Raw genomic sequence first — 20,857 nt, 5'->3', positions numbered from 1 at the left:
GCCTGAGATGACAGAGCGCCAGAAGGACCGTCCGTGGCTCATGCGGACGTACGCCGGCCACTCCACGGCCGAGGCGTCCAACGAGCTGTACCGCCGCAACCTCGCCAAGGGCCAGACCGGCCTGTCGGTCGCGTTCGACCTGCCGACGCAGACCGGCTACGACCCCGACCACGTCCTCGCCCGCGGCGAGGTGGGCCGGGTCGGGGTCCCGGTCTCCCACCTGGGCGACATGCGGAGGCTGTTCCAGGACATCCCCCTGGAACAGATGAACACCTCGATGACGATCAACGCCACCGCCATGTGGCTGCTGGCGCTCTACCAGGTGGCCGCCGAGGAGCAGGGCGCGGACATCGCCCTGCTCCAGGGCACCACCCAGAACGACATCGTCAAGGAGTACCTCTCGCGCGGGACGCACGTCTTCCCGCCCGGGCCGTCCCTCCGCCTGACGACGGACATGATCGCGTACACGGTCAACCACATCCCGAAGTGGAACCCGATCAACATCTGCTCGTACCACCTCCAGGAGGCCGGGGCCACCCCCGTCCAGGAGATCTCGTACGCGATGTCGACCGCGATCGCCGTGCTGGACTCGGTCCGCGACTCGGGCCAGGTGCCCGAGGAGCGCTTCGGCGAGGTGGTCGCCCGCATCTCCTTCTTCGTGAACGCGGGCGTCCGCTTCATCGAGGAGATGTGCAAGATGCGCGCCTTCGGCCGCATCTGGGACAAGGTCACCCTGGAGCGCTACGGCATCGACAACGCGAAGCAGCGCCGCTTCCGGTACGGCGTCCAGGTCAACTCCCTGGGGCTGACCGAGGCCCAGCCGGAGAACAACGTCCAGCGCATCGTGCTGGAGATGCTGGCGGTCACCCTCTCCAAGGACGCCCGCGCCCGCGCCGTGCAGTTGCCCGCCTGGAACGAGGCGCTGGGCCTGCCCCGGCCCTGGGACCAGCAGTGGTCGCTGCGCATCCAGCAGGTCCTCGCGCACGAGAGCGACCTGCTGGAGTACGAGGACATCTTCGCGGGCTCGACCGTCATCGAGGCGAAGGTGGACTCGCTGGTGACGGAGTGCCTGGCCGAGATCGACCGGATCGAGGAGATGGGCGGCGCCATGGCGGCCGTCGAGTCGGGCTACCTCAAGTCCCAGCTGGTCTCCTCGCACGCCGAGCGGCGGGCCCGGATCGAGGACGGCGAGGACAAGATCGTCGGTGTCAACTGCTTCCAGCAGACCGAGGAGAACCCGCTGACCGCCGACCTGGACGGCGCCATCATGACGGTGGACGGGGCGCTGGAGGCGCAGACCGTCGAGCGCATCGGCCGCTGGAAGGCCGAGCGGCAGGAGTCCTTCGACCGGCAGGGCGGGGGCGACCCGTTCGTCTTCCCGACGGTGCGCCAGTCCCTGGACCGGCTCAAGGACGCCGCGGCCGGGACCGAGAACCTGATGGAGGCCACGCTGGAGTGCGCCCGGGCGGGCGTCACCACCGGCGAGTGGGCCGGCGCGCTGCGCGAGGTGTTCGGCGAGTTCCGCGCCCCGACCGGGGTCTCCTCGGCCCCGGTGGCGGTCACCGCCGAGGCGGGCACCCCGATGGCGCTGGTCCGCGCGAAGGTCTCTCGTACGGCCGACGAGCTGGGCTCCGGCCGGCTGCGGCTGCTGGTCGGCAAGCCCGGTCTGGACGGTCACTCCAACGGCGCCGAGCAGATCGCCGTCCGGGCCCGCGACGCCGGCTTCGAGGTGGTCTACCAGGGCATCCGGCTGACACCCGAGGAGATCTCCTCGGCGGCGCTGGCCGAGGACGTGCACTGCGTGGGACTGTCCATCCTGTCCGGTTCGCACAGCGCGCTCGTCCCCGACGTGCTGGAACGCCTGCGTCTGGCGGGGGCGGGCGACATCCCCGTCATCGTGGGCGGCATCATTCCGAATGCCGACGCGGTGACGCTGAAGGCGGCCGGCGTGGCCGCCGTGTTCACCCCGAAGGACTTCGGCATCACGGAGATCATCGGCCGTATCGTCGACGAGATCCGCAAGGCCAACAAGCTCCACCCCCTCGACGACGCCGACATGGTCGACATCGCCGACACAGCTGACATCGCCGAAAGCACGGAGGTCCCCGCATGACCACGCCCACTTCCCCGGTCAACCGGCTCCGGCCGCGCCGCTCCTGCCTCGCGGTGCCGGGTTCGAACCCCCGGTTCCTGGAGAAGGCCCAGGGCCTCCCGGCCGACCAGGTCTTCCTCGACCTGGAGGACGCCTGCGCCCCCCTCGCCAAGGAAGGCGCCCGCCACACCATCGTGGACGCGCTGAACCAGGGCGACTGGACGGGCAAGACCCGAGTCGTGCGTGTCAACGACTGGACCACGCACTGGACGTACCGCGACGTCATCACGGTCGTGGAGGGCGCGGGCCAGAACCTCGACTGCATCATGCTCCCGAAGGTCCAGGACGCGCAGCAGGTCGTGGCGCTGGACCTGCTGCTGACCCAGATCGAGAAGACCATGGGCTTCGAGGTCGGCAAGATCGGCATCGAGGCGCAGATCGAGAACGCCAAGGGCCTGGTGAACGTCGACGAGATCGCCGGCGCCTCCCCCCGGCTGGAGACCATCATCTTCGGCCCCGCCGACTTCATGGCCTCGATCAACATGAAGTCCCTGGTCGTGGGCATGCAGCCGCCCGGGTACGGGGCGGACGCCTACCACTACATCCTGATGCGGATCCTGATGGCGGCCCGCACGCACGACCTCCAGGCGATCGACGGCCCCTTCCTCCAGATCAAGAACGTGGACGGCTACCGCGAGGTCGCCGGCCGCGCGGCGGCGCTGGGCTTCGACGGCAAGTGGGTGCTGCACCCCGGGCAGGTCGACGCCGCCAACGAGGTCTTCTCCCCCTCGCAGGAGGACTACGACCACGCCGAGCTCATCCTCGACGCGTACGACTGGTGCACCTCGGAGGCGGGCGGCAAGAAGGGTTCGGCGATGCTCGGCGACGAGATGATCGACGAGGCCAGCCGCAAGATGGCCCTCGTCATCTCGGGCAAGGGCCGCGCCGCCGGGATGCGGCGCACCACCAAGTTCGAGATCCCGGAGGCCTGACACCCATGCAGTTCGGACGCACGTACGAAGAGTTCGAGATCGGCGCGGTCTACAAGCACTGGCCCGGAAAAACGGTCACCGAGTACGACGACCACCTCTTCTGTCTGCTGACCATGAACCACCACCCGCTCCACATGGACAGCAACTACGCCGAGAACACGACCGACTTCGGCAAGAACGTCGTCGTGGGCAACTACATCTACTCCCTGCTGCTGGGCATGTCGGTCCCCGACGTCTCGGGCAAGGCGATCGCCAACCTGGAGATCGAGTCGCTGCGGCACGTGGCGCCGACCTTCCACGGCGACACCCTCTACGGCGAGACCACGGTCCTCGACAAGTCCCCGTCGAAGTCGAAGAACGACCGCGGGATCGTCTACGTGGAGACCAAGGGCTACAAGCAGGACGGCACCCTCGTCTGCGTCTTCCGGCGCAAGGTGATGGTTCCGACGGAGACCTACATCAAGGAGCGCGGCGGCGAGCAGCCCGGCCGCCCCACGCTGAAGGAACAGGGGAAGTAGAACCATGAGCCGACTTGCCCAGACCGCCGGCCTGACGGACGACCAGAGGGACATCCTCAAGACCGTCCGCGAGTTCGTCGACAAGGAGATCATCCCGGTCGCGACCGAGCTGGAACACCGCGACGAGTACCCGCAGGCGATCGTCGACGGACTCAAGGAACTCGGCCTGTTCGGCCTGATGATCCCGGAGGAGTACGGCGGTCTGGGTGAGTCGTTGCTCACCTACGCGCTGTGCGTCGAGGAGATAGCGCGCGGCTGGATGTCCGTCTCGGGCATCATCAACACCCACTTCATCGTGGCGTACATGCTCAAGCAGCACGGCACGCAGGAGCAGAAGGACCACTTCCTTCCCCGCATGGCGCTGGGCGAGGTGCGCGGCGCGTTCTCGATGTCCGAGCCGGGGCTCGGCTCGGACGTGTCGGCCATCACCTCGAAGGCGGTGAAGGACGGCGACGAGTACGTCCTGAACGGCCAGAAGATGTGGCTGACGAACGGCGGGACCTCGACGCTGGTGGCCGTTCTGGTCCGAAGTGACGAAGGACACCCCGAGGGCACCGCGCCGCACAAGTCCATGACGACCTTCCTCGTCGAGAAGGAGCCGGGCTTCGGTGAGGTCCGTCCGGGCCTGACCATCCCGGGCAAGATCGACAAGATGGGCTACAAGGGCGTCGACACGACCGAGCTCATCATGGACGGACTGCGCATTCCGGCCAATCGGGTCCTCGGCGGCCAGACCGGCCGAGGGTTTTACCAAATGATGGACGGGGTCGAGGTCGGCCGGGTCAACGTGGCGGCGCGTGGTTGTGGTGTCGCCCAGCGTGCGTTCGAGCTGGGTGTCTCCTATGCCCAACAACGTCACACTTTCGGCAAGGCGATCGCCGAACACCAGGCGATCCAGTTCAAGCTGGCCGAGATGGCTACCAAGGTCGAAGCCGCCCATGCGATGATGGTGAATGCGGCACGCAAAAAGGACTCCGGGGAACGAAACGACCTCGAAGCAGGGATGGCGAAGTACCTCGCCTCCGAGTACTGCAAGGAGGTGGTGGAGGACGCCTTCCGTATCCACGGTGGATACGGCTTCTCGAAGGAGTACGAGATCGAGCGCCTCTACCGGGAAGCCCCGATGCTGCTCATCGGTGAAGGTACGGCCGAGATCCAGAAGATGATCATCGGGCGGCGCCTGCTCGAGGAGTACCGGCTCCAGGGCTGAAAGTCCCTTTCGTGGGGAATCGCCCAAAGGTTCCTCACGGAAGAGTCACTACCAGTGACCGACTTACGGCCATCGACTCGGCTTCTGGCTTGCCCAGTTGTTGCGCGCAACCGATAGCATTCCAGTAAAGCCGCCGTCCCGTCCCCCCGTTTGCGGCGCGGCAATCACCCGCTACGAAGGTCATCCATGCCCCACAGCCAAACCTCTGCACCTCGCGTCGGCCTCCTCGGTGGACGTCTCGCACGCGGAGCATCGCCGTGGCTTCTGCCGACCGTCGCCACCGCGGCGCTCAGCCTCACCCGGGCGCGCAAGTCCGGGCGCTGGGCCGCGGCGGCCGTGCCCGCCACCGCGCTCGCCGCGGGCATGCTGTGGTTCTTCCGCGACCCCGAGCGTGAGATCACGCAGGGTCGGGTCATCTCCCCCGCCGACGGTGTGGTGCAGAGCATCATGCCGTGGAAGGACGGACGGACCCGCGTCGCGATCTTCATGAGCCCGCTGAACGTCCACGTCAACCGTGCGCCCCTGGCGGGCACGGTGACGTCCGTGGAGCACATCCCCGGCGGGTTCGTCCCGGCGTTCAACAAGGAGAGCGAGAACAACGAGCGCGTCGTCTGGCACTTCGACACCGAGCTCGGCGACATCGAGATGGTGCAGATCGCCGGCGCGGTCGCGCGTCGGATCGTCCCGTACCTGCCGGCCGGCACCAAGGTGGAGCAGGGCGAACGCATCGGTCTGATCCGCTTCGGATCCCGCGTCGACATCTACCTCCCCGAGGGTGTCGAGGTCGCGGTCGAGGTCGGTCAGGCCACCACCGCGGGGGTGACCCGAATTGACCGTGACTGACCCTGAGACTCCTGCCACAGGCTGGGTGCCGGAGGCCAAGGAGGAGGACGCCGAGGACATGCCGCTCTCCCTGCGGCTGTCGATAGCGGACACCCTCACCCTCGGCAACGCGACCTGCGGCTTCATGGCGGTGTACTTCACCACCACCGGGATCCTCATCCCGCACCTCACCGGCAGCGGTGAGTCGGGCATGGCCCGCAGCAGCGCCGCGACGGCCGTGATACTGATGCTGCTCGCCGCGGTCTTCGACCTCTTCGACGGCATCGTGGCCCGCAAGCTGCGCAGCTCGCCGATGGGCGCGGAGCTGGACAACCTGTCCGACCTGATCAGCTTCGGGCTGGCGCCCGCGTACTTCGTCCTCGTCTACGGCATGGTCGCCGACGACGCGGTGCAGAAGATGTCGGCGCTGGCGGCGATCGTGGTGCTGCTGGCCGTGGTGCTGAGGCTCGCGAGATTCAGCTGCGTGACGATGAAGGACGGCATGTTCCAGGGCATGCCGAGCCCCTTCGGCGCGCTGACGGTCGTCTCGATCGTGCTGCTGGAGCTGCCGTTCGTCCCGACGCTGCTGGCGATCGTCGGCGTGGCGTGGCTGATGGTGAGCCGGGTCGAGTACCCCAAGCCGCGGGGTGTCCTCGCGGTGGCGATGCTCAGCTGGATCGTCGCGGCGATGGGTCTGCTGGCGGCCTGGGCGTTCGACGCCCCCGGCGGTCAGCTGCTGCTCCAGACCGGTTGCGCCCTGCAGATCGCCATGGCGGCGACCATCCCGCTGTTCGCGACGACCCGTCGCGCGAACACCTTCCGCCACAACCGGCGCGAGGCCCGGGCCACGCAGGTCCCGTAGCCCCCACGCCGTGAAGCCGTCCGAGAGGGCCCCCGATGCCGCCGAGGCGCCGGGGGCCCTTCTCGTGCTCCCGGCGCCCTGACGGGGCCGCGGCGGGCTCCCCCGGGGCCTTGTGGGTCTCCCGTCGGACCCCGGGCCTCCGCAGTGGGGGCCCCGGGGCGGCGGCGTAGCCTTGATGTCGGAAAACCGCCAGCCCCGCCCCCCTCGCACCGGGATCCTGGAGCCATGTACACCGACACCGACCGCTGCGTCAGGGCCGTGCAGTCGAAGGACCCCCGCTTCGACGGCTGGTTCTTCACCGCCGTCCTCACCACCCGGATCTACTGCCGCCCCAGCTGCCCGGCCGTGCCGCCCAAGGTCGGGAACATGTCCTTCCTGCCCAGCGCCGCCGCCTGCCAGCAGGCCGGTTTCCGGGCCTGCAAGCGGTGCCGGCCCGACACCTCCCCCGGGTCCCCCGAGTGGAACGCCCGCGCCGACGCCGTCGCCCGGGCCATGCGGCTCATCCAGGACGGGGTCGTCGACCGCGAGGGCGTGCCCGGGCTCGCCACCCGCCTGGGCTACTCGACCCGGCAGGTGGAGCGACAGCTCAACGCCGAGCTGGGAGCGGGCCCGCTGGCCCTTGCCCGGGCCCAGCGGGCGCAGACCGCGCGGCTGCTGATCGAGACGTCTGAGCTGCCCATGGCCGATGTCGCCTTCGCCGCCGGTTTCTCCTCGATCCGGACCTTCAACGACACCGTCCGCGAGGTCTTCGCCCTCTCCCCCAGCGAGCTGCGGACCCGCGGCGAGAAGGCCCAGCGCGACAAGCCCCGGATCCCGGGGACCATAAGCCTGCGGCTGCCGTACCGGTCCCCGCTCAACCCCGACAACCTCTTCGGCCACCTCGCCGCGACCGCCGTGCCCGGGGTCGAGGAGTGGCGGGCCGGCGCCTACCGCCGGACCCTGCGGCTGCCGTACGGCACCGGCGTGGTCGCCCTCACCCCGCGGCCCGACCACATCGGCTGCCAGTTGGCCCTCACCGACCTGCGCGACCTCACCATCGCGATCAGCCGCTGCCGATGGATGCTCGACCTGGACGCCGACCCCGAGGCGATCGACGAGCAGTTGCGCGCCGACCGACTGCTCGCCCCGCTCGTGGACAAGGCCCCCGGGCGCCGGGTGCCCCGTACCGTCGACGCGGCCGAGTTCGCCGTACGGGCGGTCCTCGGGCAGCAGGTGTCCACCGCCGCGGCCCGTACGCACGCGGCCCGGCTGGTCGTCGCGCACGGCGAACCGGTGGCCGATCCCGACCCGGCGGGCGGACTGACCCACCTGTTCCCCTCGCCGCGGGCGCTGGCCGGACTGGACCCCGAGTCCCTGGCCCTGCCGCGCAGCCGCCGCACGACGCTGACCACGCTCGTGGCGGCCCTGGCGGACGGTTCGCTGCCGCTCGGCATCGACAGCGACTGGGAACTCGCCCGGGCGCGGCTCGGCGCCCTGCCCGGGTTCGGTCCGTGGACCACCGAGGTCATCGCGATGCGGGCACTGGGCGACCCGGACGCGTTCCTGCCGTCGGACCTGGGGGTCCGGCGGGCCGCCCGGGGCCTCGGCCTCCCGTCGACGCCCGCGGCGCTGACGGCCCGGGCGGCCGGCTGGCGGCCCTGGCGCGCGTACGCCGTGCAGTACCTGTGGGCCACCGAGGACCACGCCATCAACCACCTGCCCGTCTGAAGGAGCCCGACCGTCATGACCAGCAAGCAGCACACCGTCGTCGCGAGCCCCTACGGCCCGCTGACGCTCGTCGCCACCGAGGGCGTCCTGAGCGGCCTGTACATGGTCGGGCAGCGCCACCGGCCGACCGAGGAGTCCTTCGGCGAGCGCGTCGCGGACACCGAGGCGCCGTTTCCCGAGGTGGTCCGGCAGTTGACCGCGTACTTCGCCGGGGAACTGAGCGAGTTCAGCCTGCCGCTGCGCATGGAGGGAACCGCGTTCCAGCGCAGCGTGTGGGACCAGCTGGCGCGCATCCCGTACGGCGAGACCTGGTCGTACGGGCAGCTCGCGGACAAGCTCGGCAAGCCGGGCGCCTCGCGCGCGGTGGGCCTGGCGAACGGCAAGAACCCGATCGGCATCATCGTCCCCTGCCACCGCGTCATCGGGGCCTCCGGCGGCATGACGGGCTACGGCGGCGGCGTCGAGCGCAAGGTGCGGCTGCTGGCCTTCGAGTCCGGCGCCCCCACCCAGGCGGAACTGGGCTGACCCGCCCGGGGCCCGGCAGGACCGAAGCAGACGCCCCCGGCCCCGGGCGGGACGCCCTAGACGACGACCAGCGGGACCAGCAGGGCGAAGCCCGCGCCGGCCTCCACCGCGTAGGCGTACAGCGAGGGGTGTTGGACGGGGGCGGCGAGCAGCACCACGCTCCGCTGCTCGCCCGCCGCGGCCACCCAGGCGGCGTCGGCGCCGAGTTTGCCCTGGTACCAGCCTTCGCAGGCGCCGGGGCCGGTGACGGCGAGGAGGTCGTCCTCGCGGCGGTAGAAGGCCTGCCAGCCCTCGGCGGGGGTCGACCATCCCTCGAAGTCGCCGAACTCGGCCCACCCGCCGTCGCGTATCGCGCCGTCGAACATCCAGACCGGGGTCCCCTCGGGGGTGAACTCGCCGCTGGACTGGTCGTCGGTGGTGAAGTGGACCATGGGCAGGGCGTCGGGCCCGTCGGCCGTGCTGGGCCAGGCGTACATCGTGATCATTCGCTGAATTCTGTCCTGGTCGAAGTAGGCCTGGTGTAACGGGGCTATGCGTGCGCCGGTCTGCGTCCGTTCTCCAGCTCGGCGGTGCCCTCGCCCGACTCCACCACGCGGTGGGCCTCTTGGGTGCGCCGACCGAGCGATCCCAGCAGGTACGAGGGGAGTTCGGCGGGCTCCACCAGCTTCCAGGAGATCAGTTCCTCCTGCTGGAGCCTGATCGAGGCCAGCTGTCCGGCGTCCAACACGCCCCCGTCGTAGAGGTACGCGACGATCGGCGGGCGGCCGGGGCCCACGCTCCAGTCGACGGCGAGCAGCCTGCCGAGCGGGAGGTCCAGTCCGATCTCCTCGGCGCTCTCGCGGCGGGCCGCCGTGCGCGGGGACTCGCCGGTGTCCGACTCGACGGTGCCGCCCGGCAGGGCCCAGCCCTCGCGGTAGTTCGGCTCGACGAGGAGCACCCGTCCCTCGGCGTCCCGGTAGGGGGCGGCGGCGCCGGCCAGCACCCGGGGCAGGCCCGCGATGTAGGTGGCGTAGTCATCGGTGGTGGTCACGCCGCCACCCTACCCAGGCGTCGGCGGGTGCGTGGATCACGTCCCGGAGGTACCGCCCCGCCCGTCCGCGCGGTCTCGCCCCTTGGACTCCGCGACGCGCTTGAGCCGGTGGTGGCCGGTCCGGCCCTGTTCGGTGACGGCGTCGCCGACCATCGCCTTCACGGCGTCGCGCATCCCGTGGTGCGGGTGCGTGCGGGCGGGGCCGGCGCCGGGGTCCTCGCGCAGTTCCTTCACCAGGGCCCAGCAGAGCAGCAGCATGACGAGCACGAAGGGCAGGGCGACCAGGATGGTCGCGGTCTGAAGGGATTTCAGGCCGCCCGCGAGGAGCAGCGCGGCGGCCACGCCGGCCATCAGGATGCCCCAGGTGACGACGAGCCAGGTGGGCGGGTTCAGGGAACCGCGGCTGGTGAGCGAGCCCATGACCAGGGAGGCGGAGTCGGCGCTGGTGACGAAGTACGTCATGACCAGGACCATGGCCACCCAGGAGGTGACGGTGCCCAGCGGCAGCGCGTCGAGCATCGCGAAGAGCGAGGCCTCCACGCCCTGCCGGACCTTGCCCGCGAGGTCGGCGGCGCCGGTGGATTCGAGCCGGATGGCGGTGCCGCCCATGACGCAGAACCAGACGATGGTGGCTCCGCTGGGCACCAACAGGACGCCGACAAGGAATTCGCGGATGGTGCGGCCGCGCGAGATGCGGACGATGAAGGTGCCGACGAACGGCGCCCAGGAGAGCCACCACGCCCAGTAGAAGATGGTCCACGCGCCGAGCCAGGCGCTGTCGGTGAAGGCGCCGGTCCCGGTCGCCAGGGGCAGCAGGTCGTGCAGGTAACCGCCGACGCTCGCCGGGATCACGTCGAGGATGTAGACGGTCGGGCCCAGGACGAAGACGAAGAGCATGAGGACGGCGGCGAGTACGAGGTTGATGGTGCTCAGCCACTTCACGCCCTTGTGCAGGCCGGAGAAGGCGGAGAGCACGAAGGCGGCGGACAACGAGCCGATGATGATCAACTGGACGCCGGTCGAGTCCTCGACGCCGGCGGTGAGTTCGAGCCCTTGGGCCACCTGGAGCGCGCCGAGGCCGAGGCTGGTCGCGGTGCCGAAGACCGTGGCGAAGACGGCGAGCAGGTCGATGGTCCGGCCGAGCGGCCCGTCGGCCCGTCGCTCGCCGATCAGCGGGACGAAGGCGGAGCTGAGCCGGTTGCCGCGGCCCTTGCGGAAGGTCGCGTAGGCGAGGGCGAGGCCGGCGATGCCGTAGATGGCCCAGGGGGTGAGGGTCCAGTGGAAGAACGAGTAGTCGAGGGCCGCGCGGGCGGCGGCGCCGGTGCCGGGGGCCGCCCCGGAGGCGGGGGGCGGGTGGAGGAAGTGGGTGAGCGGTTCGCCCACGCCGTAGAACATCAGGCCGATGCCCATGCCGGCGCTGAACATCATCGCGATCCAGGACAGGTTCGTGAACTCGGGCTCGGAGTCGTCGGCGCCGAGCCTGATCCGGCCGAACCGGCTGAGGGCGAGGACGACGCACAGGACGAGGAAGACGTCGGCGGCGATCACGAACAGCCAGGCGAAGTTGGCCAGGACCCAGGCGAGCGCGGTGCTCGACGCGGTGTCGAAGGAGTCCCCGCCGAGCGCCGCCCACGCCACGACGGCGAGCACGGCGAGCACCCCGATCGCGACCACCTGGAGGTCGGGAGTGCCGCCTCCCGGGTCGGCCGGGCCCGCGCCCGGGGGATCCGGACGTGGCTGTTCCAGTGAATCGGCGCTCATGCGGCCACACTATGCAGGCGTATATCCCGATTTAGCGCCATGGCGCGCCGGGTGTGGCCCAGGCCACCCATGGGCATAGGAGGATCCTCCGGATACGCTCATGGGGGCGCGACTGCACTGTTCGATAGCAAGGGATTAGCAAGGTGACGGACGGAGCAGTAACTGAGACCGCGCGCGTGCTCATCGCCGCGGACAAATTCAAGGGCTCGCTCACGGCCGTTCAGGTCGCGGAGCGGGTGACGGCGGGCCTTCGCAGCGCCGTCCCGGGCGTGGAGATCGAGACCCTCCCCGTCGCGGACGGCGGCGACGGTACGGTCGCGGCCGCCGTGGCGGCCGGTTTCGAACGCCGGGAGGTACGGGTCACCGGGCCCCTCGGTGACCAGGTCACGGCCGCTTTCGCGCTGCGCGACGGCACCGCGGTGGTCGAGATGGCGGAGGCCTCCGGGCTCCAGCTGCTGCCTCCGGGCGTGTTCGCCGCGCTGACGGCGACCACCTACGGATCGGGTGAGCTGCTGAAGGCCGCGCTGGACGCGGGCGCCCGCTCGATCGTGTTCGGCGTGGGCGGCAGCGCCACCACCGACGGCGGCGCGGGCATGCTCGCGGCGCTGGGCGCGGTGTTCCTGGATGCGAACGGCGAACCCGTCGGTCCCGGCGGCGGCGCGCTGGCGGCGCTGGCCTCGGCGGACCTGTCCGGCGTCGACCCGCGCTTCGCGGACGTGGACTTCGTCCTCGCCAGCGACGTGGACAACCCGTTGACGGGCCCGAAGGGCGCGCCGGCGGTCTACGGCCCGCAGAAGGGCGCGTCGCCCGAGGACGTGGCGACGCTCGACGCGGCGCTGGCGCACTTCGCGGTCGTGCTGGAGAAGTCGATCGGCCCGAAGGCCGCCGAGTGCGCGGTGCTGCCGGGTGCGGGCGGCGCGGGCGGCATCGGGTACGGGGCGCTGCTGCTCGGTGCGACGTTCCGTCCCGGCATCGAGCTGATGCTGGAGGTGCTCGGCTTCGCGCCGGCCCTGGAGCGGGCCACGCTGGTCATCACCGGTGAGGGTTCGCTGGACGAGCAGACCCTGCACGGCAAGGCGCCGGCCGGGGTGGCGGCGGCGGCGCGCGCGGCGGGCAAGGAGGTCGTCGCGGTGTGCGGGCGGCTGCTGCTGGAGCAGGAGGCCCTCCGGGCCGCCGGCATCCGGCGGGCGTACCCGCTGACGGAGATCGAGCCGGACCCCGCGAAGTGCATCGCGAACGCCGGTCCCCTGCTGGAGCGGGTCGCGGCCAACATCGCCGCCGACGTGCTCTGACGTCTTTGACGGGCAGGTGGGGCCCGGCCCCCGACCGACGTGTCGGGGGCCGGGCCTCCGGCGTCTCCTTCTCGTTCCCGTCGGCTCCGGGGGCCGGAAGCCGGGGGCCGGAAGCCGGGAGTCCGCGAACAAAGCGGTACCGGTCGGCGGGGCCCGGCTGGTAGGCAGGGGCCGTGACCACTGTGCTGACCGCGCGACTGTCGCTCGCGCCCCTGGACCGCTCCCTGGCCGAACACCTCGTCGGCGGGACGCCCCGGCCGCGGGACCGGTGGGGGCCCGGGTATCCGGACGACGGGGACCGGGCGGGGGCGCGGCGGTTCCTGCGCCTGCTCGCCGAAGACGGCGATCCGGGCCCGTTCGGCGCGTACGAGATACGGGTCCGGGAGGACGGCGTCGCGATCGGCGGGGCCGGGTTCCACGGACCGGCGAACGCCGCCGGGCGGGTCACCGTCGGCTTCGGGCTGATCCCCGCGGCCCGGGGGCGCGGCTACGCCGCCGAGGCGCTGCGCGCCCTGCTGGACCACGCCCGCGCGCACGGCGCCCGCGGGGTGGACGGGGACGCCGATCGGGAGAACGTGGCCTCACAGCGGGTGATGGCCGCCGCCGGGATGCGGTTCCTGCGGGAGGACGACCGGCTGTGCCACCACGCGGTGACCTGGACCGATCGCTGACCCCGCCGGCCCGGGACGAACCCGCTGACCGGCTACGCGGTGATCCGGCCCCCGACCGCGGACAGCAGCCGGGCGGTGGTGGTCACGCGGGCGAACCCGCCGCCGTGGAGGTTGACGGCCGTGGCCGTGGTCAGCGCGTCGGCGGTCAGGTTCAGGCCGTCCGGGCCTTCGAGGTCGAAGGTGTGCGTGGCGTCGAGGGGGACGAGGACCTCGTAGCCGAGGTTGCCGCCCACCCGGGCGGTGGTCTCGACGCACATGTTGGTCTGGATGCCGACGACGACGATCGCGCCGATGCCCTGGGCGTCGAGCCACCGCGCCAGGTCCGGGGTGCCGTGGAACGAGGAGTTCACGGTCTTGGTCACCAGCAGGGCCGCCGCGTCCCGGCGGTCCCCGACGAACTCCTTGAACGCGTGGCCGGGGTGGTCCTCGGCCAGGACGGAACCGGGGCGGACCGAGGTGTGGCGGACCAGGACCACGGGGCGGCCCGTCTCCTGCCAGGCGTCCATCAGGGTGGCGATGTTGGCCTCGGCCGCCGGGTTGTTCCGCGGGCCCCAGAAGGACGCGTCGTCGAAGCCCCGCTGGACGTCGACGACCACCAGGGCGGTGTTCTCGGCGACCTCGATGGCGGCGTTGTCGATGTCGGCGTTCTCGGTCGCGGGGGCGTTGCGGTTCGGGTTCTCGTTCGTGGTCATGGGCCCATCCTCTGCGGCGGGCGCCGGCCCCGACAGCGGCGCCGCGGACCCGAACCGATGGGTTCCTGCCACAATGGCGGTCATGCATCGGATCGCGATCGTCTGCCAGCCCGGCATCCGCGCCTTCGACCTGGCGGTCATCACCGAGGTCTGGGGGCCCGACCGCCGCCACGTCGGCGTCCCCCGCTTCGAGCTGCGCCGCTGCGCCCTGGACGCGGGGCCGATCGCCCTGCCCGGCGGGCTGACGCTGACGCCCGACGCGGACCTGGACTGGCTGTCCCGCGCCGACCTGGTCGTCGTACCGGCGTTGTCCGAGCCCTGCGACCCCACCCCCGAGCCCGTGTTGGCCGCCCTGCGGGAGGCCCACGAGCGGGGCGTTCCGGTGGCCGCGCTGTGTGCCGGGGCGTTCATCCTCGCCGAGGCCGGGCTGTTGGAGGGGCGACGGGCCGTGACCCACTGGTGGCTCGCCCCCCGGTTGGCCGCCCGCCATCCCGGGGTGCTGGTCGAGGACGCCCCGCTCTTCGTGGAGGACTCGGGCGTGTGGACGTCCGCCGGGGTGGCCTCCGGCATCGACCTGTGCCTGCACCTGGTCCGGGAGGCGCACGGTTCGGAGGTCGCCGCGGCCATCGCCCGGTCCATGGTGACGGGGCCCTTCCGCACCGGGGACCACGCCCAGTACCTGGACCGCCCCACACCCGCGGCCGACCGTACCGCCGAGGCGCTGGCCGCCGTACGGGAACGGGCCCTGCGCCATCTGCACGAGCCCCTGGACGTGGCCACGCTGGCCCGCTGGGCGGGCATGTCGCCCCGCTCCTTCGCCCGGCACTTCGCGGCCGGGACGGGCACCACCCCGCACAGATGGCTCCTGCGCCACCGCCTGGACGAGGCCCGCAAACTGCTGGAACGCACCGACCATCCGGTGGCGGAGGTGGCCCGGCGGGCCGGATTCTCCGGTGAGGTGAACTTCCGCCAACGGTTCGCCGCACACGTCGGCATGAGTCCGCGTGCGTACCGCGCGGAAGCCGCCGCCACCCCCAAACCGCGGCGACAGTGTTAGAAATGGCTCATGACCGGACGTTCGGGTCGACCCCGGGGATCTCCGCCGGCGGACCAACCATCGGGCCTGCTCGCGCGTCTCTCCCTGGCCCCGGGCAGTGTCGCCGGTCAGGTGTTCGCGCTGCAGGCCGTGATCGTGCTGATGTTGATCGCCGCGGCGGCCCTGGCACTGGTGTTCCAGGCCCGGTTCGACAGCCGGCAGGACGCCCGCAACCGTTCGCTGGCGGTCGCCGAGTCCTTCGCCCGCGCGCCCGGTCTGCCCGCCGCGCTCAGGAGTCCCGATCCGACGGCCGTGCTCCAGCCGCTGGCCGAGGGCGCCCGCAAGGCCTCCGGGCTCGACTTCGTCTCCGTCCTGAAGACCGACGGGGTGCGCTACACCGACTCCAGGCCCGAGCTGATCGGGCGGCGGGCCACCGGTGACCTCGGTCGTGCGATCAGGGGCGAGTCCTTCACCGAGACCTTCAAGGGCGCCCCGAGCGACGCGGTGCGCGCCGTGGTCCCGGTGCGGGACGCGAGCGGCACGGTCGTCGGCCTCGTCACCACCGGCATCGAGATCCAGAACGTCGGTGACGCCGTCGAGAACCAGCTTCCGCTGCTGCTCGGCGCCGCGGTGGGCGCCCTGCTGCTCGGCACCGGCGGAGCCGCTCTCGTCAGCCGCCGGCTGCGGCGCCAGACCAGCGGCCTGGGCCCCGCCGACATGGCGCGGATGAACGAGCACCACGAGGCGGTGCTGCACGCCGTGCGCGAGGGCGTGTTGATCATCGGGGCCGATCACCGGCTCCAGCTCGCCAACGACGAGGCCCGCCGGCTGTTGGGTCTGCCCGCCGACGCGGAGCAGCAGCACGTGGAGGACCTCGGGCTGGACCCCCGTACGACGGCCCTGCTGACGTCGGGGCGGGTGGTGACGGACGAGGTCCACCCGGCGGGTGATCGCCTCCTCGCGGTGAACGTCCGCCGCACCAAGCCGTATGCGGGCCGTCCCTCGGGCAGCGTGGTGACCCTGCGGGACTCCACCGAGCTCGCCGCGCTCTCCGGCCGGGCCGAGGTGGCCCGGGACCGGCTCCAGATGCTGTACGACGCCGGGGTGCGGATCGGTACCACCCTGGACGTGACACGGACGGCGGAGGAACTGTCGGAGGTGGCCGTCCCGCGGTTCGCGGACTTCGTGACCGTCGAGCTGTTGGAGCCGGTGTTGCACGGTGAGGAACCCTCGGTCCCCACCGGGACGTACACCGAGATGCGCCGGGCGGCCATGTCGGGGGTCCGCGCGGACCAGCCGCTCCAGCCGGTCGGGGACGTCATCCGGTTCGTCGTGCCGACGGCGCCGATGGCGGCGGCCCTGGCCGCGGGGAGCGCCGTGCTGGCCTCCGATCTGCGCACCGCCTTCGGCTGGCGGGCCCAGGACGCCGAGGGAACCCGGATCGCGCTGGAGTACGGGCTGCACTCGCTGATCTCCGTACCGCTCCAGGCCCGCGGGGTGGTCCTCGGAATGGCCAATTTCTGGCGGGCGGACACCCCCGAGGCCTTCGACGAGGAGGACCTGTCCTTCGCCGAGGAACTCGGTGCGCGGGCGGCGGTCTCCATCGACAACGCCCGCCGCTACACCCGCGAGCACGCCACCGCCGTGACGCTCCAGCGCAGCCTGCTCCCCCGGGTGCTGCCCGACCTGACGGCCGTGGACGTCGCGTTCCGGTACCTGCCCGCGAAGGCCGGGGTGGGCGGGGACTGGTTCGACGTGATCCCGCTGCCGGGGACGCGGGTGGCCCTGGTCGTCGGGGACGTCGTCGGGCACGGGGTGCACGCGGCGGCGACGATGGGACGCCTGCGCACCGCGGTCCACAACTTCTCCACCCTGGACATGCCGCCCGACGAGCTGCTCGGGCACCTGGACGAGCTGATCGACCGGATCGACCGCAACGAGAACGGCCCCGCCGCGCACGACGGCGAACCCGTCGAGGAGGCGGCCGGCGTCACCGGCGCCACCTGCCTGTACGCGGTCTACGACCCGGTTTCGGGCCGCTGCATCCTGGCGAGCGCCGGGCATCCCGGGCCCGCTCTGGTCCGTCCCGACGGGCGGGTGGAGTTCCCGGAGCTGCCGACCGGGCTGCCGTTGGGCGTGGGCGGGATGCCCTTCGAGACCACCGAGCTGACGCTGCCCGAGGGGAGCCGGCTCGCGCTCTTCACCGACGGGCTGCTGGAGGACCGCGACCGGGACTTCGACACCGGTCTGGCGCTGCTCGGCAAGACCCTGGCGCGCCCCGGACGCAGTCCCGAGCAGGCCTGCGCGGACGTGCTGGCGGCGCTGCTGTTCCCGGCGCCGAGCGACGACATCGCCCTCCTGATCGCCGACACCAGGCGGCTGGACGCCGGCCGGATCGCGGAATGGGACGTGCCCGGCGACACGGCGGCGGTCTCCCGGGTGCGCAACGCGGGCTCGGCGCAGATCGCCGCCTGGGGACTGGAGGAGATCGCCTTCACGGCGGAACTGATCCTCAGCGAGCTGATCACCAACGCCATCCGCTACGGGAGCGCGCCCGTCGGGGTGCGGCTGCTGCGCGACCGGACGCTGATCATCGAGGTGTCCGACGGCAGCAGCACGTCCCCGCACCTGCGGTACGCGGCCACCACCGACGAGGGCGGCCGGGGGCTGTTCCTCGTCGCGCAGTACGCCGAGCGGTGGGGCACGCGGTACACCGAGCGGGGGAAGGTGATCTGGGCGGAGCTCCCGCTGACGGGGAACCCGGCGGAGCCGCTGGCGGCCCTCACGCTGGACCTGGACGAGCTGGAGGGCCTGGCCTGGTGACGGCGCCGCGCCGGGTCACGTCGGCGGGGCGTCCACCGTACGGGCCAACAGGACGGCCACGTCGTCCTGCGGGGCGGCGGGCAGCAGGTCCAGGATGCCGTCGCAGAGCTGTTCCAGGGGGCGCGCCACCTGCCCCAGGGCGCGGGCGAGGCGTTCCATGCCGTGGTCGAGGTCCCGGTCCCGGGACTCGATCAGGCCGTCGGTGTACAGCGCCAGCAGGGTTCCCGGGGGCAGGGACACCTCCTCGGTGCGGAAGTCCTGCCCGCCCGTGCCCAGGGGCGTTCCGGGCGGTCCGTCGAGGAAGGTGACCGTCCCGTCGGCGGTGACGACGGCGGGTGGCGGGTGGCCGGCGCGGGCGATCACGCAGTCACCGGTGGCCGGGTCGTGGACGGCGTACACGCAGGTGGCCATCTCGTCCTCGCCCAGGTCCGCGACCACGGCGTCCAGGGAGCGGAGCATCAGGGCGGGCGGCACGTCGTGCCGTGCGAGGGTCCGCACCGCGGTGCGCAGCTGCCCCATGACGGCGGCGGCGTGGATCCCGTGGCCCATCACGTCGCCGATGACCAGGCCGGTCCGTCCGCCGGGCAGCTGGATGACGTCGTACCAGTCGCCGCCCACGTCGTGGTCGCTGGCGGGCAGGTAGCGGCCGGTGAGTTCGAGGCCGGTGACCTCGGGGAGGGCGCTGTTGGTGAGGCTGCGCTGGAGCGTGAGGGCCGCCTGGCGCTGTGTGGTGTACATCCGGGCGTTGTCGATGTTGAGGGCGGCGCGGGCCACCAGCTCGTCCACGAGCACGCGGTCCTGCTCCTCGAAGGGCTCGCGCTCGCGCACCCGGGTCACGGCGACGGCGCCGAGCACCTTGCCGCGCGCGACCAGCGGGACCAGTCGCGCCGACCCCAGGGTGGCGAGGTAGGCGCGCAGGGGCCCGGCGCGCGGGTCGGTGATCAGCGCGGGGATGTCGGAGAGGTAGAGGTTCATGGGCCGGCCGTCGGAGATGACCCGCTCGTAGACGGTCCCGACCGGGATCTGGAAGGTCTGCCCGGCGACGAGTTTCGCGGTGGGCGCGGTCGGGTCGGGGAAGGTGGCGGCCAGTCTGCGCAGGACCCCGCGGGTGGAGGTCCCGCCGGTCATCTCGTCGGGGTCGAGGACGGCTTCCAGGAGCTGTACGTCGGCCGAGTCGGCGAGCTGGGGCACGAGCAGCTCGACGATCTCCCGGGCGGTCTGGTTGAGGTCCAGGGTGGTGCCGATGCGGGTGCCGGCCTCCGCGAGGAGGGCGAAGCGGGTCCGGGCCCGTTCGGCCTCCAGTTGGGCCCGCTGGCCCTCGGTGATGTCGATGAGGGAGGCGATCAGGCCGAGTCTGCGGCCGCTCCCGTCGAGCAACGGCGCGTACGAGCAGGACCAGGTCCGGTCGTGGTCGGGGTCGGCGGGGGTGCGGCCGGTGCGGCGGACGTCGACGACGGCGGTGCCCCCGTCGAGGACCTGGCGCATCGTGGCCTCCAGGGCCGCGGCGTTGACCCCGGGGACGACCTCGGTGAGGCGCCGGCCGAGGTGCTCCGCAGCGGAGACGCCGTTCATCCGGGCCAGGGCGTCGTTGACGCGCAGGAACCGCAGGTCGGGGCCGAGGGTGGCGAGGCCTATCGGGGACTGCGTGAAGAGGCTCTGGAGGGCGACGAGGGAGTCCCGCATGTGCAGGACCTCGGAGGTCTCCACGGCGATGAGCATGGCGCCCGTGCGGCCCTGCGGGTCGGCGGCGGGCACGATCCACATCTCCATCGTCACGCGGTGCCCGTCCCGGTGGCGCACGGGGAGGGTTCCGACGACGGTCTCGCCCGCCTGGACCCGTCGGGTCAGGTCGTCGGCCAGGGCCCGGTTGGCGTCGGGGACCAGGACGGCGGTGCCCGGCCGGCCGATGATGTCCTCGGGGCGGTGGCCGAGGAGGTCCTGGGCGGCCAGCGACCACTCCACGACGCGGCCGTCGGCGTCCTCCCGCCACAGGGCGATCGGCAGCAGCTCGCGGAGCACTCCCGCATAGCCGACCGTCGCCACCGGCGGGTCCGGCACCTCGCTCGTCGACCGGTAAGTGTCCAACGCACCGACCTCGTCGCTGGTGGGCCTGTTTCCTTCCGAATCACCCTAACCGAGGGCCCGCCCCGGGGCGCTGCGGTCGCGCCGGTCCGGGGCGCCCCGACCGGGCCCGCCCCGGCCCCCGCCGCCGGCGGCGACGACCGGGCCCGGACCCGTCGGTCGGGACACCGGGGCGCCGCCCGGCTCCCTCAGAAGTCGGCGCGGACCAGGGCGTCGGCGCGGCCCACGGACTCCAGCTCCCAGGTCTTGCAGTAGAGGCGGCGGATGTACTCGATGTCGGCGTCCCGGGCCCGGGCCTCGCCCACCGGGTAGAGGACCGTCAGTTCGTAGGACTTCTCCCGGTTGATGTCGCCCTCCTTGTCCCGCCACTGGCCGCGGGCCTCCTGGAGGGTGAGACCGGACGGGAACCGGGGGGTGATCACGTCGGTGACGAACGCGTCGAACTGCGCCTCGGTGATCGGCGGGTTCCCGTTGTGGCGCCCGGTGCCGAAGTAGAGGTGGGTGGACACGTACGCGCTGCCCCGGCTGCCCGGCGCCTGTTCCCGGCTCGCCACCGAGGCCGCGGCGGGCGACTGCGGGGCGGTGTCGAGCGCGGGGCTGCCGGCCGCGAAGAAGAGCACGGCCGCCGTGAGCACGGCCGCCGCCGCGGGCATGGATATTCGGATGTGGCGCATGTGATCCCTGTCTGTGTGTGGGTCGCGAGGGTGTCCGGGGATTCCCGGTGATCCGGTGGATGAGGAGT

Annotated in this window: 18 protein-coding genes; 12 read left to right on the top strand and 6 right to left on the bottom strand. The window is 72.1% G+C overall.

Annotation, left to right across the window (positions count from 1 at the left end; translation table 11 throughout):
- Window positions 1-7 precede the first annotated feature (7 nt).
- The 8 genes from ACIRO3_RS13065 to ACIRO3_RS13030 all read left to right on the top strand — a co-directional run bounded on the left by ACIRO3_RS13065 (window position 8) and on the right by ACIRO3_RS13030 (window position 8,728).
- Window positions 8-2,113, top strand: coding sequence for a protein meaA (locus ACIRO3_RS13065; RefSeq protein WP_361772633.1), 2,106 nt, complete (start codon window positions 8-10; stop codon window positions 2,111-2,113).
- Window positions 2,110-3,084 carry a CoA ester lyase gene (locus ACIRO3_RS13060; protein ID WP_361772635.1) on the top strand — a complete coding sequence of 325 codons (975 nt, stop codon included), beginning with the start codon at window positions 2,110-2,112 and terminating at the stop codon, window positions 3,082-3,084. Before ACIRO3_RS13065 ends, ACIRO3_RS13060 begins: the two co-directional genes overlap by 4 nt.
- A 5-nt stretch (window positions 3,085-3,089) precedes the next feature.
- A complete protein-coding gene (locus tag ACIRO3_RS13055; protein WP_404135648.1) occupies window positions 3,090-3,602 on the top strand; it encodes a MaoC family dehydratase in 513 nt (170 codons plus the stop codon).
- Window positions 3,603-3,606: 4 nt separating this feature from the next.
- On the top strand, window positions 3,607-4,812 hold the full coding sequence (locus ACIRO3_RS13050) for an acyl-CoA dehydrogenase family protein (RefSeq protein ID WP_053681720.1): 1,206 nt from the start codon (window positions 3,607-3,609) through the stop codon (window positions 4,810-4,812).
- A 186-nt stretch (window positions 4,813-4,998) separates the two neighbouring features.
- Window positions 4,999-5,655: a phosphatidylserine decarboxylase gene (locus ACIRO3_RS13045; RefSeq protein ID WP_053681721.1), complete on the top strand. Its 657-nt coding sequence runs from the start codon at window positions 4,999-5,001 to the stop codon at window positions 5,653-5,655.
- A 58-nt stretch (window positions 5,656-5,713) separates the two neighbouring features.
- Window positions 5,714-6,496, top strand: coding sequence for a CDP-diacylglycerol--serine O-phosphatidyltransferase (gene pssA / locus ACIRO3_RS13040; RefSeq protein ID WP_404136289.1), 783 nt, complete (start codon window positions 5,714-5,716; stop codon window positions 6,494-6,496).
- A gap of 225 nt (window positions 6,497-6,721) precedes the next feature.
- Window positions 6,722-8,203, top strand: coding sequence for an AlkA N-terminal domain-containing protein (locus ACIRO3_RS13035; RefSeq protein WP_404135644.1), 1,482 nt, complete (start codon window positions 6,722-6,724; stop codon window positions 8,201-8,203).
- Window positions 8,204-8,218: 15 nt separating this feature from the next.
- Complete coding sequence (locus ACIRO3_RS13030; protein WP_365997505.1) at window positions 8,219-8,728, top strand: methylated-DNA--[protein]-cysteine S-methyltransferase; 510 nt, start codon at window positions 8,219-8,221, stop codon at window positions 8,726-8,728.
- Window positions 8,729-8,784: 56 nt separating this feature from the next.
- On the opposite strand, the gene ACIRO3_RS13025 is transcribed toward ACIRO3_RS13030, so the two are convergent.
- From ACIRO3_RS13025 to ACIRO3_RS13015, 3 genes are read right to left on the bottom strand one after another with little or no spacing between them, the layout of a single operon-like run.
- Window positions 8,785-9,213 (bottom strand): hypothetical protein, encoded by a 429-nt coding sequence (locus ACIRO3_RS13025; RefSeq protein ID WP_361772644.1) that lies wholly within the window; start codon window positions 9,211-9,213, stop codon window positions 8,785-8,787.
- A 44-nt stretch (window positions 9,214-9,257) separates the two neighbouring features.
- A complete protein-coding gene (locus ACIRO3_RS13020; RefSeq protein WP_404135639.1) occupies window positions 9,258-9,758 on the bottom strand; it encodes an NUDIX domain-containing protein in 501 nt (166 codons plus the stop codon).
- A 36-nt stretch (window positions 9,759-9,794) separates the two neighbouring features.
- Complete coding sequence (locus ACIRO3_RS13015) at window positions 9,795-11,519, bottom strand: BCCT family transporter (RefSeq protein WP_404135637.1); 1,725 nt, start codon at window positions 11,517-11,519, stop codon at window positions 9,795-9,797.
- A gap of 143 nt (window positions 11,520-11,662) precedes the next feature.
- Here ACIRO3_RS13015 and ACIRO3_RS13010 point away from each other — a divergent pair, with 143 nt between their 5' ends.
- Window positions 11,663-12,811, top strand: coding sequence for a glycerate kinase (locus ACIRO3_RS13010; RefSeq protein ID WP_404135634.1), 1,149 nt, complete (start codon window positions 11,663-11,665; stop codon window positions 12,809-12,811).
- Window positions 12,812-12,984: 173 nt separating this feature from the next.
- A complete protein-coding gene (locus tag ACIRO3_RS13005; protein WP_404135631.1) occupies window positions 12,985-13,482 on the top strand; it encodes a GNAT family N-acetyltransferase in 498 nt (165 codons plus the stop codon).
- Between the two features lie 32 nt (window positions 13,483-13,514).
- Here the strand turns inward: ACIRO3_RS13005 and ACIRO3_RS13000 are convergent, their stop codons facing one another.
- A complete protein-coding gene (locus tag ACIRO3_RS13000; protein ID WP_404136287.1) occupies window positions 13,515-14,105 on the bottom strand; it encodes a cysteine hydrolase family protein in 591 nt (196 codons plus the stop codon).
- A 142-nt stretch (window positions 14,106-14,247) separates the two neighbouring features.
- Between ACIRO3_RS13000 and ACIRO3_RS12995 the strand changes: the two genes are divergently transcribed.
- Together ACIRO3_RS12995 and ACIRO3_RS12990 are read left to right on the top strand one after the other, a co-directional pair.
- On the top strand, window positions 14,248-15,231 hold the full coding sequence (locus ACIRO3_RS12995; protein ID WP_404135628.1) for a GlxA family transcriptional regulator: 984 nt from the start codon (window positions 14,248-14,250) through the stop codon (window positions 15,229-15,231).
- A gap of 9 nt (window positions 15,232-15,240) precedes the next feature.
- Window positions 15,241-18,033: a SpoIIE family protein phosphatase gene (locus tag ACIRO3_RS12990; protein WP_404135625.1), complete on the top strand. Its 2,793-nt coding sequence runs from the start codon at window positions 15,241-15,243 to the stop codon at window positions 18,031-18,033.
- A 15-nt stretch (window positions 18,034-18,048) separates the two neighbouring features.
- Here the strand turns inward: ACIRO3_RS12990 and ACIRO3_RS12985 are convergent, their stop codons facing one another.
- Window positions 18,049-20,118: a SpoIIE family protein phosphatase gene (locus tag ACIRO3_RS12985; RefSeq protein WP_404135622.1), complete on the bottom strand. Its 2,070-nt coding sequence runs from the start codon at window positions 20,116-20,118 to the stop codon at window positions 18,049-18,051.
- A gap of 185 nt (window positions 20,119-20,303) precedes the next feature.
- Window positions 20,304-20,789 carry a DUF3574 domain-containing protein gene (locus ACIRO3_RS12980; protein WP_361772660.1) on the bottom strand — a complete coding sequence of 162 codons (486 nt, stop codon included), beginning with the start codon at window positions 20,787-20,789 and terminating at the stop codon, window positions 20,304-20,306.
- Window positions 20,790-20,857 lie beyond the last annotated feature (68 nt).

Origin of the sequence: Streptomyces sp. NPDC102278 (assembly GCF_044766345.1) — a bacterium.
GTDB lineage: Bacteria > Actinomycetota > Actinomycetes > Streptomycetales > Streptomycetaceae > Streptomyces.
This window is presented reverse-complemented; position numbering and strand designations above follow the sequence as displayed.